We start from the raw sequence: 14,626 nt of genomic DNA, 5'->3' as shown, positions 1-14,626 counted from the left end.
CTCCCCACTCCCCTTGAAAAAAGCTGTTTGGCTGACTAATGTCGATAGTCGAGTGATGAATTCTCGCAGCAATCTGGCGACGGGATTGTTGCGGCTGGCAGAGTTAGGATTTAATACAATTTATCCAGCAGTGTGGCAACGGGGATATACTTTATATCCGAGCGAGGTAGCCAAACAATTAACTGGATCGACAGTTTTACCTAATAGTCCCTTCGTAGGGAGAGATTTATTAGCCGAAATTATCGAGTTGGCGCAACCATTAAACATTCGGGTAATTCCCTGGTTTGAGTATGGGTTGATGGTACCACCCAGCTCCTCGTTAGCGCGTCAATATCCAGATTTACTCATGCTCGATGCGCGCGGTAATAGTCAACGGATTCAAGGTGCCAGTGGCAGACAAGATCCCAATGTCTGGCTCAATCCCTGTCACGATCGAGTTCGTCAATTCATGGTAGATTTAATTGGCGATCTGGTCGATCGCTATCCCGTTAGTGGTATTCAATTAGACGACCATTTTTCCTTCCCGATCGAGTTAGGTTACGACCGATTTACTCGCCAATTATTTCACCGACATCCGTTTGCTAATTGGGATCGGTGGCGAGCCAAACAACTCACAACATTATTACAACAAATCGTGCGATCGATTCGATCGATTAGACCCAATTGTATCGTCTCGATTTCGCCCAATCCGTTGAGCTTTTCTAAAAGTCGTTATTTAGTAGATTGGCAGCAGTGGTGCGATCTGGGCTTAATTGACGAATTAGTACTGCAAGTTTATCGCGATCTATTAGATGCATTTAATAGCGAAATTGTCAAGTCAGAAGTGCGATCGATTAAAACTAAAATTCCGACCTTAATTGGAATTTTGACAGGCTTAAGAACTAAACCAATCGCCACAGAGCTAATTCGATCGCAAGTTAATACTACGATCGCCAATCGTTTTGATGGCTATGCTTGTTTTTTCTACGAAACTCTGTTTCATGAATGTTTATCGCCAACAGTAATATCTAGAGATCCGCAGCAGTTAATCGATATTTTTAGCTAATCGATCGCAACTATTACCGATGGAACCAAGCGAAGACAATTGCCAATTATTTCGATCGAGATAGAGCCAAAACCGCCTGCACCGATTGATGGCTCAGAGCGATATTAATCGTCGAAGGAGCCAACCCGCGATCGATGGCATGGGGATTAACCGATCGCTCCCACAAAAGATCTCTAATTTTGAGAGGTAATGAAAGATCGATATTTTAAGATCCGGTCGATCGGCGGTCGAGCGAGGGAATATTAAGTTAAGTCATCCGTCCTACCTCTGTTAATTGTTTTAGCGAGAGAGGCGATCTCATTCTGGCAATATTGGCAATTATCGCGCGACCAAGCCATGCTATCTTCCTCGCAATCGTCATCGTCGCCGCTCGCTTTGGGAGATTTAGGATATTTCTATGCAGTTTTACAGATTACTGGTTTTATTGGTGGCGGAGCAATGCTGTTCTGGCTCTTAAAAGATGCGATCTATTGCGATGAATGCTCGATCGATCTCAAACGCTGCACTATCCAAGAACGCTATACTAGCGAACCGCTACGAACGTTGCAGCAAAAATTGCAGGTGTTTAAAAACAAGCTAAAAACCGAGCCACCGATCGCCGCGATCTCCTATCATGCTAAGGAAATGGGTACGACTAAAGCAGTCGATACCCATCTACGTACCAGAGTTATCGTGCATAAATGCGATCGCTGTGGGGTCAGTCATCTCCAATGCGATACCGAACGATCGATCTCGAACAAGTACTGGAGTGGGTTACCATTGACACGCATCATTCATTGGTACAAACCAGAAAATAGCCACAACGATCTCGATCGAAGCAAGTAGCAGATTAACAAATCGCCCACGCGACTCGTACTGAGCGATAGTCGCTTCATGAATTGCCCCTACCCTGAGTTTCGGGTGCTGTTGAAGCTGATTCGTCTTCGGTGTCGAAACAACTAATTACCTCCAAGATGGGAATCCCCGTAAATCTCGATAACTTAATCAGCTTACCGATCGGCGCGTTATCCGTCCATCTATCCATAGTCGAGGGAGCTACATCGATCGCCTCAGCGACAGCACCAATTCGGAACCCCCGCTTCCTAATTAATTCCTTCAATCGCTTGCCATTATCGATCATTAGCCTATTTTGGCAATTCTTCTAGCTATCTTGCAAATTCACGCTATTTATTATGCAAATTTGCGCGAAAATGCTATAGTAAAGAAGTCGCCATTCTCCAATTAAACGCCTAACTTAATTGTGAATCGGAAAGCGACCGCGATCGCAATCGCGATCGATAAATAAGGACTAATTTGAGCAATAAATACGATCGCCGCCCCCAGTTGGGGCTAATTTTGACATGGAAACAATCGCCGAACGATCGATCGAAAGCCATTTACTCGATCTCATCGCAGAATGGAAAGCAGACTTATTCGATCTCAACTTCAAAGATGTCGATGGCTGGAATGAGGGCAATCGAGTAGTAGCATCGGCTCAATATGCCTATATCAAATTCGGATTAATCCTCGAAAAAATCCGCAACCAATGTGCGTATAAATACTGCGAAGATAAATTGAAAACCTTCGCCCAGTTTTGCCGACAAAAGCTCAAACTCACCGTCTGGCAAGCCAATAGCTACATCGAAGCCGCCGATACAGCCATGTATCTAGCTAATTCTGGATTTGAGATCTTGCCCAGAAATTACTCCCAAGCGGCGGTATTAACTAAAGCCAAAAAGCTCGAAACAGGTTATTACCAAGACCATCCAATGTTAGAACAAATCTGGGGGAATTTAGTCGCCAATACCACACCAGAAAAAATCACTGCGAATGCGATCGAAAAAGCACTCGATCCAGACTACGAAGAAAAGCAATCGCTCAGACTCCCAAAACGACTGCTCGCCCGTGCCAAAATTCAAGCTCGGCTCAAAGGAATGACTGTCGAGGAATATTTGGACGAATTGATGAATGCAGATGCGGAAGACTCCCGCCCCACCGATCCGGAAGTGGATACTCAAGTCACCCCAGAGATGTCCCAAATTCTGGATGAGGTTGAATTGCAATGGCTCGAACCCAACTCCGATCGGATTACCGCTACCGATCGATCGCTCTCCAAGTTCGACGATAAGCCCTCCTTCTGGATCTGGCTGCTAGCATTTATCTCTCGATCGAATCGTCGTCCTCGATCTCAATCGATTTAGTTCGATCGGCATTGCAATATTTGTTCGTTCGTGTGTGTAGTGTTACGATCGGAACTAGTGAAGAATTAAATCGATCGAACTATGGTTGCTGCTTCCGACCATTTGCCCAGATTTACGCCTACCGAATATCTAGAGTGGGAAGAACGACAAGAACTGCGGTATGAATATGTATATGGTGAAGTCTACGCCATGACTGGTGGGACTCTCAATCATAGTCAAATTGCAGTTAATTTTACAACTATCGTTCGGAATCATCTGCGGGGGAAAGGGTGTAAAGTATTTAACTCTGATGCCAAGCTAGAAGTCTTGGAATCAAATTTATATCTTTATGCCGACCTTAGTGTCACCTGTGACGAACGAGATCGAAACAATACTAAATTCATTAGTTATCCGTGTTTAATTGCTGAGGTTTTATCACCTAGTACTGAAGCCTATGACAGAGGAAATAAGTTCGCGCTCTATCGTCGATCGATTAGTTTGCAAGAGTACGTTTTGGTCGGTACCCAGCAAATGGTTGTCGAAATCTATCGACGGAACGAGCGTGGCAAATGGGAATTAACAGCTTATAATGCTGGCGAGGAAATTGAGCTAGAGAGTATCGATTTAAAATTCTCGATCGAGCAATTATTTGAAGATATTATCTTTGAGTCTGAATCTGACGAATCATCGATGGATCGGTAATGGCTCGATCGTTAGCAAGTAAAAATGCTTTGTGTCAATATTTCCCGACTAATATTTGTGATTGGTGTGCCATCGGGGCTTTGCTTTGCTCTCCAAATCGATCGACATCCAATCACTATCCAATCGCATTCATGCGAAATTGTACCATGTCCTGACTCGCATTAAAGTGTAAGGCAATTCGATCGATGGCCATCTTTTTTTGAATTGCCCACAATAAACCACGTCTGGGAATCTGCAAATATCCCCCCAAATATACGGCTTCATCTTCGTCTTGTTGCCTACGTTGAGGTAATCCAGTGTTAGGCTCGTAACCCACCATTTCATGCTTGAGGATGACATGGGCGAATTCGTGCATCAAATTAGAATTTTGTCTGGTAATAGCATGACGAGAATTATGAACTATCACAAGCGGATTGTTTCTAATAATTCCTGCCGACCAATTATCGCTCGCACTTAAAATTTTTACTTGCTCTGGATCTGTATTTGGAAGTGTTTCTGGCGTGTGAATTGTTGCTTCTAAATCTTGTGCCAAAACTCTTGTCAGCAATGGTTGATAGACTTTTAAGCCCAACTGGTGAAATTTTTCGCTAGCGATCGCTTCTAATCTCTGCCTATTCTCTGTCGATAAGCTAGTTATCAATCCCACTAGAAACTACTCCTCATCTTGATTTCGATCGCTTGCTACCTCATTTTTATTTTGAGATAGATCTTTATATGCTGCTGTAACTAATGATGCTAAAGCATTAGCGATCGCCGGATCGAGATTGCGATCGGCTCGTAACTGAATCGTAATCGCTTCAGGCGTATTTGGAGCTTTTTCGTCTTCAGTATTTTTAATTAGCTCTGCGGCTGGTACTGCCAACCAATCGCATAAAGCTAAAAATGTCTCCATGTCTGGCGTTTTACCATTTTCCACGCGGGAGATCGTTGAAGGACTGACATTGCCAATTTCTTTGGCTGTTTCCCGCAATCCGCGCGTCAGACGCTTGTTCCGCACTAGATTAGCCAATTTCTCCATATCTAAATAATTTGCCATTGCCTTGTCTCACAAAAGATTTGTTTTTTTCTTACTTGACACAGCAGGGAGAGTGTGTGTATGCTTAATGAAACGATTGTATCGTCAGTGAGGCGTAATGACAATCTCACATCATGTACTAATTTCGTATCGAGGATCGAGAGTGGATGTATGCTGTGTGAGTCTTGTGGGAGCAGAACTAGAGTTCGACAGCATCTACACAGATAGCCATTAATCTCGAAAGGTATCACAGGATGTTAGGCTTCAATCTCCAGATTTATGATAGTAGCAAAGGAGCGATTTACATGGTTGCTAGCAAAACAGAAATTTTTGATTATTTAGTACTTGGCGTAAAAGAGTATCTAAATCGAGACATAAAATATCCCTACCCAGATTTACTACGTCACGCAATGAATGCTGTATCGCTAGAGATGAAGAAGAGTGTTTCTTTTCCCAAAACAATACATGGCTTTTTGCTGTTATTGGAGAAGCCTGTCAAAGATTGGTGTCCGGTTAGTTTTATACCTACTGAATTCGATCGCGATTTTGGATTGCTGGATGAAGGTAGTCTTAGCGAAGCTGCTAATGAGTATCTGTATGAGGATTTGATAAGTAAGGGGGGAGTTCCCGAAAATGCTAGTCCTTACACTCAGCAGTTAGCGATCGATAACAAAAAATTTATTAGTGTTTTAGATAAGCTTAGAGACATTTACAACGATACTAATTCAGAACTAGCACAGCAAGAGTATATCTTGTTTTGTTGCTTTATCATTCAAAATCCATACGCTTCGTTCAAGAAAATCAGAAGTAAGTTTTTTAAGTGTAAATATGTTACCACCGAAGATGTTGGGGTATTGTATGAAGATTGTGACGAAAGCCAAACTTATTGGTGCTGCGATCGCTGTGGACTATTAACAGAAAAATATGGGAGGTTGAAAGGTATAAAACCTAGTTTATGTGGAAATCATCACCAAAACCAGTCATATATCCACAAGGTTAAATGGGAAACAGATTTACAGCGGATTAAAGATGGCATTCATCAACGAGTTTGTTTTCCTGGGATTCCCGAACTTAATTTATATTCAGCATTACAAGAGTTGAGTGAAAATCATCCAGGCTATCTACCGCAAGTCAAGTTATATCCAGGCTTAGATCGTTACGATTTGCAGTTGTATTTTGGAGATAGCACCGTATGGGCGATCGATTTCAAAGATGTCCGAGATCCTTACAAGCTAGCAAAAAATCTCAATCCTTTATATGGCGAGGGAAATTTACATCACGATGAAAGTTTTTACGTCATTAGCGATCGCTGCATTCAAGCTAGTCAAGATTATGTCGAAATTGCGCGTAAAGCAGCACCAAACTTACCTGCGAAGACTCAGTTAATGAGTGCTAAGGGTTTTAAAAACAAAGTAAACAATAAAATTAGCGAATTACAAAAAGGAGGAATAGTTTAAATGAGTGCAAAGAAGTATCGAAATGCCAATACATTATTTTTACCTCCTGATGAGTTTGTAAGACGGGTTGAATTTTTAAAGGATGAGGGTATCGCAGAACCAGAATTACTGCTACAAGTCGAGCTTGGCTTCGCTTTGATGGAACGAATGGGATTAGATGATGAACCTGTTACCGCAGTCTGGGCGATTTTAAGTGGCATGTTTATCCGACATCCTCGATTACAAAATCTCAGTGCAGAAGATAGAAGAGCGATCGCCAATGTCAGGCAAATCGTACCTTTTTCATCTCGATTTAACTGGCTGAATGCTTTACGCGATTATGTCAGAAATATTCCTGAAGATCGGCGCAATTATGACTTCGATCTCCAAGATTTAGACGAGCAAATTATTAATGCTGCTAAAAATCTGCAACAGGAAGCAAACCAAAGTATTGTAGAAAGCTGTCTGTGTGCGATATTACAGTATCGATCGAGAAAGAGAGAGCTAGTTAAAGCTGCAACATACTATCAATTTGAAGCTGAAACTCAAACAGAAACTGTCAATCTACAGGTTAAATTTACGCAAGAACAAGTTACAACTGTTTATCCCCTATCCTGGTTTGATGGCGTACAAGCACGATTGCCTGTGGCGATCGATCTGGCGGACTTAGCAGCAGAAACCATCTTTTTAGACGATAGAGAAGAAGTTTTAGCCCGACAATATTCTTGGTCGAATGCTGCTAAAGGTAATTGGAAAAAACGTTTTAGTAAACTCAACTATCACAAAGTTCGATCGGGAAATATTGTCGATCGACAAACGGCACCGACTTTAAATATAGATGGGTTTACTCATATTGCAGGCATGGTAGCTTCAGGAAAATCTACATTATCTTTGCTATTAGCTAGTAATATCATCAGAAACCGCACCGATCTTCGCATAACTATAGTTGTCGGTGACACTCAATCAGCTATTAAAATCGCCAATCAAATTAATTGGTGGTTTTGCGATAATCCCGAAACTGACGATCCTGTTGCCGTACCAATTTTAGGAAGAAGCCGCAGAGACAGCCATTTACAGAGTTTTGCCAACTCTGATGATTACTTAAACCATCTCCAACGAGGACAAGCACACTGGGGCGAGCGGTGGTTAAGTACCGTCTGTCCTCTACAAGCAAGGATTTCGCAAAGCGATCGCAATAGTATTTTAAACGGTAAGCCGCTCAAACCAGGAACAGAGCCTTGTCATTTTCTTAAAAAAGCACCCAAAGATAAGAAGAAAACCCCCAAGAGTAATAGTAACCCTTGCTTTTGCCCTTTATTCGATCGCTGTCCATCGCAACAAGCATATCGAGATATGCCAAAAGCGCGAGTTTGGATTACTACCCCTGGTGCTATGTCAATCAGTGGAATGCCTTACCATTATGAATTGCGTCCAATTAAAATTGGTGAATTGGTTTACGAGCAATCGGATATTGTGGTATTTGACGAAGCAGATACTATTATTGAGTGGTTCGACAAAGTTTATGCAGAACAATTAACATTAACCGATAGTAGTATAAATGGGGTTTTTGATAAAATTGGTGTTAAGACAGAACAATCTAATCGAACTGATTCAGTCAGATCGCCTCTGAAATCTAGATGGCGTAACGTAGAAAGAAATGCTCAAACAGCAATTGAAGCTACACTCGCAAAATAAATTAACCCGATTAAAGACGGAGTTAAATAATCTGATAAATCAACCAAATGCACAGAAATATCCATATTTAACAGAAGAGGAAGATATAGATAATATTGACACGTTAGCTCATCGTTTACAATTTACTCTAACTATTACTCTGTTAGATCGTCATGTCAATATAGTGTTTTACGAATGGCAAAATCGACCTGATAATATCAACGAACCTTCGCCTCATAAAAACATGCCAAGGGCGATGATAAATATTCTGCCTTTACCAGTAACAGGGAGACAATTTGGTACTTACTATTCTACCAAAAATAGCGATACACTGAGTTTATTTGCTTATAGCAATATCGGGCGAGACTATGTACTCAACTTCCATCGCTTATTAACAGATTTTGATGGACAACGAGGTGCGAATGTCTTGGCACTGTCAGGAACTTCTTATTTACCAGACTCAACTACCTTTCATGTGAGCGAGCCACAAGGGGTATTAATGCCCGAAACTAGCGCACAAGAAGCAATTAAGCAAAGCCAGTTTAAGTTTATCCCTCAGTTTAACGATCGAAACAAACCAATGCGGATGTCAGGTAATCTTAGCAATAAGAAGACTGCTTGTCCCAAGTTTCAAGAACTAGCGAAATTACTCACGACTAATGAAGGTAGCAACCACTTAATTTTAGAGGTACAAGCACTGAAGGAGTTGGGCGAAAAAGATCCCGAACTGTGGCAAGATCGCGATCGTATTTTAGTTCTGGTAAATTCTTACGAACAGGGGAAATGGGTGGCTGATGAAATGCGTCGATGTCGTAGCGAAATCAGTCAGCAAATTTATTATTTAGTAAGCGACGCAGAGCAGACAAAAGATGGTAAATCTCAATCTGGAGAGCTAAAAAGAGCGGATATTGAAACATTCGGACATTACCAAGGTAAAATCCTCGTTGCACCTACAAGTTCGATCGGACGTGGCTTCAATATCCTCAATAGTAATGGCAAAGCAGCGTTTGGTGCCGTTTACTTTCTGACTCGCCCTTTTCCCCATCCTCATGATACCCAAGCGATCGCCCAAGAGATGAATCGACGTGCTTATGAGTGGTTAGACAAGGAAGACTTTATTGCTTGGCGACAGGGAGACGGGGTGGCGCATCGTGCGGAATTATTGCGAAAAACAGCCAATACTTATTGGCGATCGGTAGAGCAACGCTCTTATTATAAAACGCTACGAGATAACCAGGATTTATGCGCCTTTCCCCGATACGATCTGGCTGCAACTACATTAGGCAGAATTATTCAAGCAGTAGGGCGTTTGATTCGGGGTGGCGTTCCCTTTCATGGCTATTTTGTCGATTCTGCTTGGGCGGATAACAGTGCTAAAAAGCTTGCTGCTACTAGAGTAGAGGAAGATCCCCATTCGATCGAGAATGACACAGAAGAAAACAGCTTGTTAGTAGCCACAATCCTCAGAATTTGCGATTATGCAGCGGATGAGGACTCTGTTGGGAATGCTTTATATAAGCCGCTAGCTGATGCCTTAGAAAATATTGAAGATGTTTTTTACTAAATTCATCTCGTTATCGTAATCCTCGATAAAAAGCTTAACCACCCGTGGGCAGGCATGAAACACTGCCCATACAGTTTAGTATTGCCAATAAAAACCAGGCTTTCGATCTCTCAAACCGAATTTTCTCACACCTTAAAATCATGCCTACAAAAAATAGCTCTCCTGTTGCTTTACCTGCTCGGATGGATTTAGCGATCGATTCTTTCTCCGATATGAGAATTTCCGTGTTAAAGTTTCCTTTCGCTCAAGAAGTCAAAGCATTTTGTCAAGATCTAGAGCAAGTATTACGCAAAAATAATAAAATTTTTGCACCATATCGTCAATTAAATAATGCAATTATCGCTTGTACTCCTATCTTTACTTATGGATTTGAATATTTAACAAGTATAGACTATATCCCTCAATATCAGGCTTTAGCCGTTGGAAAATCGACGGAATCGATTCCAACACCAGCACAAATTTACGAGCTAATCTATATTTGGGCGCAAGATTGGACAACACAGTTTTTAAATAAACAAGCGAATAAAGATGAAATTCTATCTGTATGCGATCGATTTATAGCTGCAATTAGCGAAACTCCTCCAAATTGGCAATGGGAAGATATTCAACCCGAAACTTTAATTAAAGATATCAACACTCAAAATGGATTGGGTTATCAAGCTATTCCCAGTTTACTAGTAAGCTTGCTACACGAAAGCTCCTGTACTATTTCTTCTGGCGATCGAACACAAATACTTACATGGCGAAAAGTCCAAGGCGACGGTTCGACAAAAACAGGGTTACATTTAGTCAGTCAACCTTTCAAAGTAACTTATATTGATGATAATGAAAACGAAAAAGAAGGCTATTTTGCTTATCGTTTAGATTTTTACTTACAGACTCAAGCTGGAAGATTTAACTCATACGGTCATCTCAAGCCTTGGATATTCACACATCTTAGCTGTCAAAGGTATGCTCACGAACCTTTAATAGATACTAATCATAGTCGGGATATCTCGGTCTTAATTGGTATGAATAAAGCCAGATTGGGCGAATATCCGATCGATTCAACATTGGTTAAATTAACTGTCAAAAATAATTCCAGCAAATCTTGGCAAGAACAATTACCAGATTTATTAACCGCATTTAAAGCAAGACCCCTTGTTACTCCTCAAGATATTTTAAATAATCCAATTGAATTTGGAAATTTAGACAATATCGATAATTGGACTAAAGATGAGTACTATGTCGTTCATGCCGAAGGATATGGATATAAACAAGAAGGTAAGAAAGGAAGAGGACGCGGACATGCGATTAAAACAGGATTTAGTTTAAAGGAACGTGCCGATATTACCGATCGATTATTGCAATTACTAGATGGGATATTAATTCCAGACAAACCAATGGAATGCGATCTTCCTACCCCTAGTGGTAAAAAACTACCTTTAGCGATAAGCGATTATGAATCACTTCGCAAATCATTAACTCCGTCTGAACTGAATAAACATGCAAAAACCGAAGAAGAAAAAGGAGCCTATATTAAGACAAAGCAAGTTATTATTGCCAATTCTATTAAGCCATCATTTGCGAGAAAGCACATATATGTATTTATCATTTACCGAGAAATGTCTACTAGAGAATTAGTTCGTCAGCAGCTACACAATGCCTTTTTGATTCAAGAGGGCGATAATTTTCCAGCCCACATTAACGTAATAGATATTTTTATCGATAATTCTCGTCTTCTAGAAAAATTAACTGTCTCTGGATTACCATCTACAAACAAAGATTTTGATAAAGAAATCGAAAAACAACATCATTTGAAACGCAAAGATTGGCAAGTTTTTATTCAAGAGAAGATAGTTTATTTAGTAAATGATAAAAGCAACTCCGATCTTTTCGCTATTATTGAAATTGGAACGAGTAACATAAAGGGAGTACATTCTCGACAAAGTATTCGAGGCGCAATCAGAGAAGCTTGTGTATTAGAGAATATCACTTCTCAGATGCTGCAAACAGTAAAACAGAAAGAAAAGGAAAATCCAACAGATGATGCAGCCTATAGCAAGGCAACCGAGGGGAGAGTATTAAATGCAGTATTAGATCTAACTTTACGTCATACAGGTACATTATATGGATCGCCATCAGAAGTTTATCAGGCTGGAAGAATACCCGAAGATATTTCTCAAAAATTAGATGTAATTGCTTTTTGTAGAATTCAGAAAAATAACTTTATCGGCAACAAACCATTTCAATACGCAGTTGCAGTTCGCCTGAGTGCAACAGGGGTGGTAGCTGTTTTACTTCCCAACCAAAAACAATGGCTTCCTTATTCACAAGCCGGATTAGCCATAGGTAAGTTGTTTCATCAGGCAAGAAAAAAAGATAAAGATAGTCTCGATCGAGTTCAAATGAAAGGTGGACACCTAGTAAAGTTTGTAGCTGACGTTTTAAGTCAACATCTCGAACATCCCACGATCGCTCTAATTGAAGCCGATGTTTGGCGAAATGAACGCAGTCAAGATGGCAATGACAATCGAGCTTGGTTTCAACTCAAGAATAAATATTTATTAGAACAACGAGATGTTCTTAACTTTAGCCATGTAATAAGTCATAAGACTTATCAACGAGATGACAAAGAAATCGCAAATTTATTAGCTGTAGTTCGTCTTCGCAGCAACCAAGAGACTCCACAGTATGTAACTAATAGAGGTACTTGGAACGAAGATAATGATACATCAGATTTTACAAAATTAAGCGGGTTCATAGATAAAACAGTTCCAGAACTCCTACATTATTTTTCTGTAGGGCGCATACCAGATACCCAGAAAAAAACACAGCATACTCCTGCCGTTAGAGAACTGTACAAAAATGATGTAAATGCTGCCAATATTGCCTACAAACATCAACAGATGGTCGAAATGCTACCATTCTTTGTTCGTCATGATTTCCAGACAGAAGAGAACCTCAAAGCACTGTGCCGAGTACCACACTTGCTGAGAACTTCTCCCGCATTTACGCGAGGAAATATTAGCCATCCATATCCCATGCACTTGGGCATGAAATCGATCGAAGATTTACTCTGTATTTTAGATTTGGACTAATAGAATTCATCATATATAGCAATCCTATTTGATTTCCTGAGAAAAATTATACTGATGAATCTTGGGAAAATCAAATTTTGAAGAGTCATAAAATAACTCAAATAGCTTTTTCACTGCCCAGAACGATCTACATAAATACCAATATTTTCTCAAAAAACTCTTAGCTTGTAGCCAAATATCTTCGGCCGGATTTTGTTGAGGAGCATTTGGCGCAAACAGGATACAAGTAACCTCTAGATTATCTGGTGACTTTGCTTGATTGACTTCCGTCAAATATTCTCGAAATTCGCCAAACCTATGGTAACTAGCTCCATCCCAAATTAAGACAATTTTTTGATTGGGATGTTTACGTTGTAAATTCTTAACAAACTTCACAGTTGCTTCACCATTTCCTGATGGATAAGCTTCGATTGTGAATTCTTTAGTTTGATAGTTAAGTGCCCCAAAATATGTTTGTCTATCTTTTTCATTTTTAATTGGTACTTCAATTCTGACTTTAGTTTGTCCCCATACATATCCACAGATATCTCCATTAAGTAAATGACACTCATCTATGAACAACACTGCCATTACCCCTGTCTCAATCTCTGTCTTATGTTTAGCCAAAAAATCATTAATCTCAGTTCTCTTTTTTTTTACTAGCTCCTCATCAAATAGTGGATTGACTTTCTGAGACCTTTTCCATCTAATCTTACTAGCTTCAAATAGGTCATAATAACTCTGCTTTGATTTGTACACAACCTCGTACTTATCCTCTAAATGGTCAATTAACTCATCTAAATGCCAGTAGTCTTTATCTTTCAGCCACTCGATTATTTCTCTTCTTTGTTCGGTGGTTAATTTTCCGATTGCGCCTTTATGTCCTAGTTTAATTCCTGCTATTCCTCCAACCTTAAAAGCTTTTTTCCAGTCCCTAACAAAACTTGTACTTACACCTAATATTTGTGCTATTATCCGATCGGAATATCCTTCAATCGACATTTTCACTGCCAAGGCTCTTTTTAGTTCTCTGGGATCTGAATTGCTTTTAATCAAACTTTCCAGGCTCCCGATCTTGTCAGATTTTTCTTGCTGTTTTATCAGAAGATTATCCATTACTTAAATATAGCTTACTAACTGTTTAATATTATTGTACTACAAAACGTATAAATCAAAGAGGATTGCTATAGTAATAAACCCCTCAGTCCAGTGGTCTTTGTCCAATTCATCCTCATCCAGGTAAAGTCCTGGCTGCTTTGCTCATCATTAGTGAGTGGATCGATGAGGCGTGGGTATTGTGGCAGAATCCAGGCTGGACTTTGAGCTGTTCTATCGCCGCACGAGCAGTTTGGTTCGAGCTATATGTCCCGATTAATTTGATGTTTTCCTCTCCACAGGGAAGGATATGCAGGTGTTGAAGGACAAAGACAGTTTTCATGGGTATCTGCGATCCGCTCGGATCGAATGCCGATCTCTTGGGCTGACAAGTTTTAGTCTACGCCCGATCGTCACAACTCGGCTTACCCACCGTTTTGCCCTCCTCTTGCTGGCGATTCCCCAAAGGGGAGGCTTCGCCAAAGGATTTTGGCACTCACTTTTTACTCGAATCCTCACTTTCGATCGCTCTTGGCAATCGTCGAACTAACGTCCAAAATGTACTTGACTGCAATTCGCCTCAATTTTTGCCGAATTACATTATCTGTAAACTAAATATGTATTGAAAATAATTATACTTGTTTTTTTGAACACGTGCGTACGCATAAATTAAATATATAGATGTTTTGTAAGTACGGCTTTATTTTACAAATACGTGTCTAAATTGATAAATATAGCTGCTCGACCGTCAAGTCAGGAGTTGAAGTCGAGAACATCCCTGCTATTCAACCCCCAAAAACTACCCCTGTTAAGGTGACTGTTTGTACTACCGATCGCCAAAAAGGATAAGTGGCAGTTATAATCCTAATTGAAAGCT

Annotated in this window: 13 protein-coding genes; 8 read left to right on the top strand and 5 right to left on the bottom strand. The window is 40.3% G+C overall.

The genetic code is table 11. The annotated features are described in order from the left end of the window. Positions 1-1,045, top strand: a 1,045-nt coding sequence (locus C7B77_RS10075; protein ID WP_245894148.1) for a glycoside hydrolase family 10-like protein, incomplete at its 5' end; no start/stop codon positions are given. 336 nt (positions 1,046-1,381) lie between these two features. Then, the gene (locus C7B77_RS10070; protein ID WP_146138256.1) at positions 1,382-1,870 is read left to right on the top strand and encodes a hypothetical protein; all 489 of its coding nucleotides are present in this window, start codon (positions 1,382-1,384) and stop codon (positions 1,868-1,870) included. Between the two features lie 46 nt (positions 1,871-1,916). Here C7B77_RS10070 and C7B77_RS10065 read toward each other — a convergent pair whose 3' ends face one another. Continuing rightward, on the bottom strand, positions 1,917-2,165 hold the full coding sequence (locus tag C7B77_RS10065) for a helix-turn-helix domain-containing protein (RefSeq protein WP_106303623.1): 249 nt from the start codon (positions 2,163-2,165) through the stop codon (positions 1,917-1,919). Positions 2,166-2,385: 220 nt separating this feature from the next. Here C7B77_RS10065 and C7B77_RS10060 point away from each other — a divergent pair, with 220 nt between their 5' ends. Continuing rightward, positions 2,386-3,225 carry a hypothetical protein gene (locus C7B77_RS10060; protein ID WP_106303620.1) on the top strand — a complete coding sequence of 280 codons (840 nt, stop codon included), beginning with the start codon at positions 2,386-2,388 and terminating at the stop codon, positions 3,223-3,225. A gap of 81 nt (positions 3,226-3,306) precedes the next feature. After that, on the top strand, positions 3,307-3,906 hold the full coding sequence (locus C7B77_RS10055; RefSeq protein ID WP_106303617.1) for a Uma2 family endonuclease: 600 nt from the start codon (positions 3,307-3,309) through the stop codon (positions 3,904-3,906). 115 nt (positions 3,907-4,021) lie between these two features. Here the strand turns inward: C7B77_RS10055 and C7B77_RS10050 are convergent, their stop codons facing one another. After that, on the bottom strand, positions 4,022-4,552 hold the full coding sequence (locus C7B77_RS10050; protein ID WP_106303614.1) for an ImmA/IrrE family metallo-endopeptidase: 531 nt from the start codon (positions 4,550-4,552) through the stop codon (positions 4,022-4,024). Positions 4,553-4,558: 6 nt separating this feature from the next. Next, a complete protein-coding gene (locus tag C7B77_RS10045) occupies positions 4,559-4,942 on the bottom strand; it encodes a helix-turn-helix domain-containing protein (protein ID WP_106303611.1) in 384 nt (127 codons plus the stop codon). 233 nt (positions 4,943-5,175) lie between these two features. Between C7B77_RS10045 and C7B77_RS10040 the strand changes: the two genes are divergently transcribed. The 4 genes from C7B77_RS10040 to C7B77_RS30700 all read left to right on the top strand — a co-directional run bounded on the left by C7B77_RS10040 (position 5,176) and on the right by C7B77_RS30700 (position 12,675). Continuing rightward, positions 5,176-6,378: a restriction endonuclease-related protein gene (locus tag C7B77_RS10040; protein WP_245894147.1), complete on the top strand. Its 1,203-nt coding sequence runs from the start codon at positions 5,176-5,178 to the stop codon at positions 6,376-6,378. Next, positions 6,379-8,052, top strand: a complete 1,674-nt coding sequence (locus tag C7B77_RS30710) for a pPIWI_RE_Z domain-containing protein (RefSeq protein WP_219892074.1) — start codon at positions 6,379-6,381, stop codon at positions 8,050-8,052. It begins immediately after the preceding gene. A gap of 235 nt (positions 8,053-8,287) precedes the next feature. After that, positions 8,288-9,595: a hypothetical protein gene (locus C7B77_RS30705; RefSeq protein WP_219892072.1), complete on the top strand. Its 1,308-nt coding sequence runs from the start codon at positions 8,288-8,290 to the stop codon at positions 9,593-9,595. A 140-nt stretch (positions 9,596-9,735) separates the two neighbouring features. After that, positions 9,736-12,675 carry an RNaseH domain-containing protein gene (locus C7B77_RS30700; protein ID WP_219892070.1) on the top strand — a complete coding sequence of 980 codons (2,940 nt, stop codon included), beginning with the start codon at positions 9,736-9,738 and terminating at the stop codon, positions 12,673-12,675. A gap of 24 nt (positions 12,676-12,699) precedes the next feature. Here C7B77_RS30700 and C7B77_RS10020 read toward each other — a convergent pair whose 3' ends face one another. Beyond that, complete coding sequence (locus tag C7B77_RS10020) at positions 12,700-13,770, bottom strand: IS630 family transposase (RefSeq protein ID WP_219892068.1); 1,071 nt, start codon at positions 13,768-13,770, stop codon at positions 12,700-12,702. A gap of 115 nt (positions 13,771-13,885) precedes the next feature. Next, positions 13,886-14,092: a hypothetical protein gene (locus tag C7B77_RS10015; RefSeq protein ID WP_219892066.1), complete on the bottom strand. Its 207-nt coding sequence runs from the start codon at positions 14,090-14,092 to the stop codon at positions 13,886-13,888. Between the last annotated feature and the right edge of the window lie 534 nt (positions 14,093-14,626).

It is taken from the genome of Chamaesiphon polymorphus CCALA 037 (assembly GCF_003003845.1).
GTDB lineage: Bacteria > Cyanobacteriota > Cyanobacteriia > Cyanobacteriales > Chamaesiphonaceae > Chamaesiphon > Chamaesiphon polymorphus.
Note: the sequence above shows the minus strand (reverse complement) of the source record. Positions and strands in the feature narration are given on the sequence as shown.

Bases quoted from the DNA above. Each gene is read 5' to 3' on its own strand.
- C7B77_RS10070 (WP_146138256.1), top strand. From the start codon at position 1,382: ATGCTATCTTCCTCGCAATCGTCATCGTCGCCGCTCGCTTTGGGAGAT.
- C7B77_RS10065 (WP_106303623.1), bottom strand. From the start codon at position 2,165: ATGATCGATAATGGCAAGCGATTGAAGGAATTAATTAGGAAGCGGGGG.
- C7B77_RS10060 (WP_106303620.1), top strand. From the start codon at position 2,386: ATGGAAACAATCGCCGAACGATCGATCGAAAGCCATTTACTCGATCTC.
- C7B77_RS10055 (WP_106303617.1), top strand. From the start codon at position 3,307: ATGGTTGCTGCTTCCGACCATTTGCCCAGATTTACGCCTACCGAATAT.
- C7B77_RS10045 (WP_106303611.1), bottom strand. From the start codon at position 4,942: ATGGCAAATTATTTAGATATGGAGAAATTGGCTAATCTAGTGCGGAAC.
- C7B77_RS10040 (WP_245894147.1), top strand. From the start codon at position 5,176: ATGTTAGGCTTCAATCTCCAGATTTATGATAGTAGCAAAGGAGCGATT.
- C7B77_RS30710 (WP_219892074.1), top strand. From the start codon at position 6,379: ATGAGTGCAAAGAAGTATCGAAATGCCAATACATTATTTTTACCTCCT.
- C7B77_RS30705 (WP_219892072.1), top strand. From the start codon at position 8,288: ATGATAAATATTCTGCCTTTACCAGTAACAGGGAGACAATTTGGTACT.
- C7B77_RS30700 (WP_219892070.1), top strand. From the start codon at position 9,736: ATGCCTACAAAAAATAGCTCTCCTGTTGCTTTACCTGCTCGGATGGAT.
- C7B77_RS10020 (WP_219892068.1), bottom strand. From the start codon at position 13,770: ATGGATAATCTTCTGATAAAACAGCAAGAAAAATCTGACAAGATCGGG.
- C7B77_RS10015 (WP_219892066.1), bottom strand. From the start codon at position 14,092: ATGAAAACTGTCTTTGTCCTTCAACACCTGCATATCCTTCCCTGTGGA.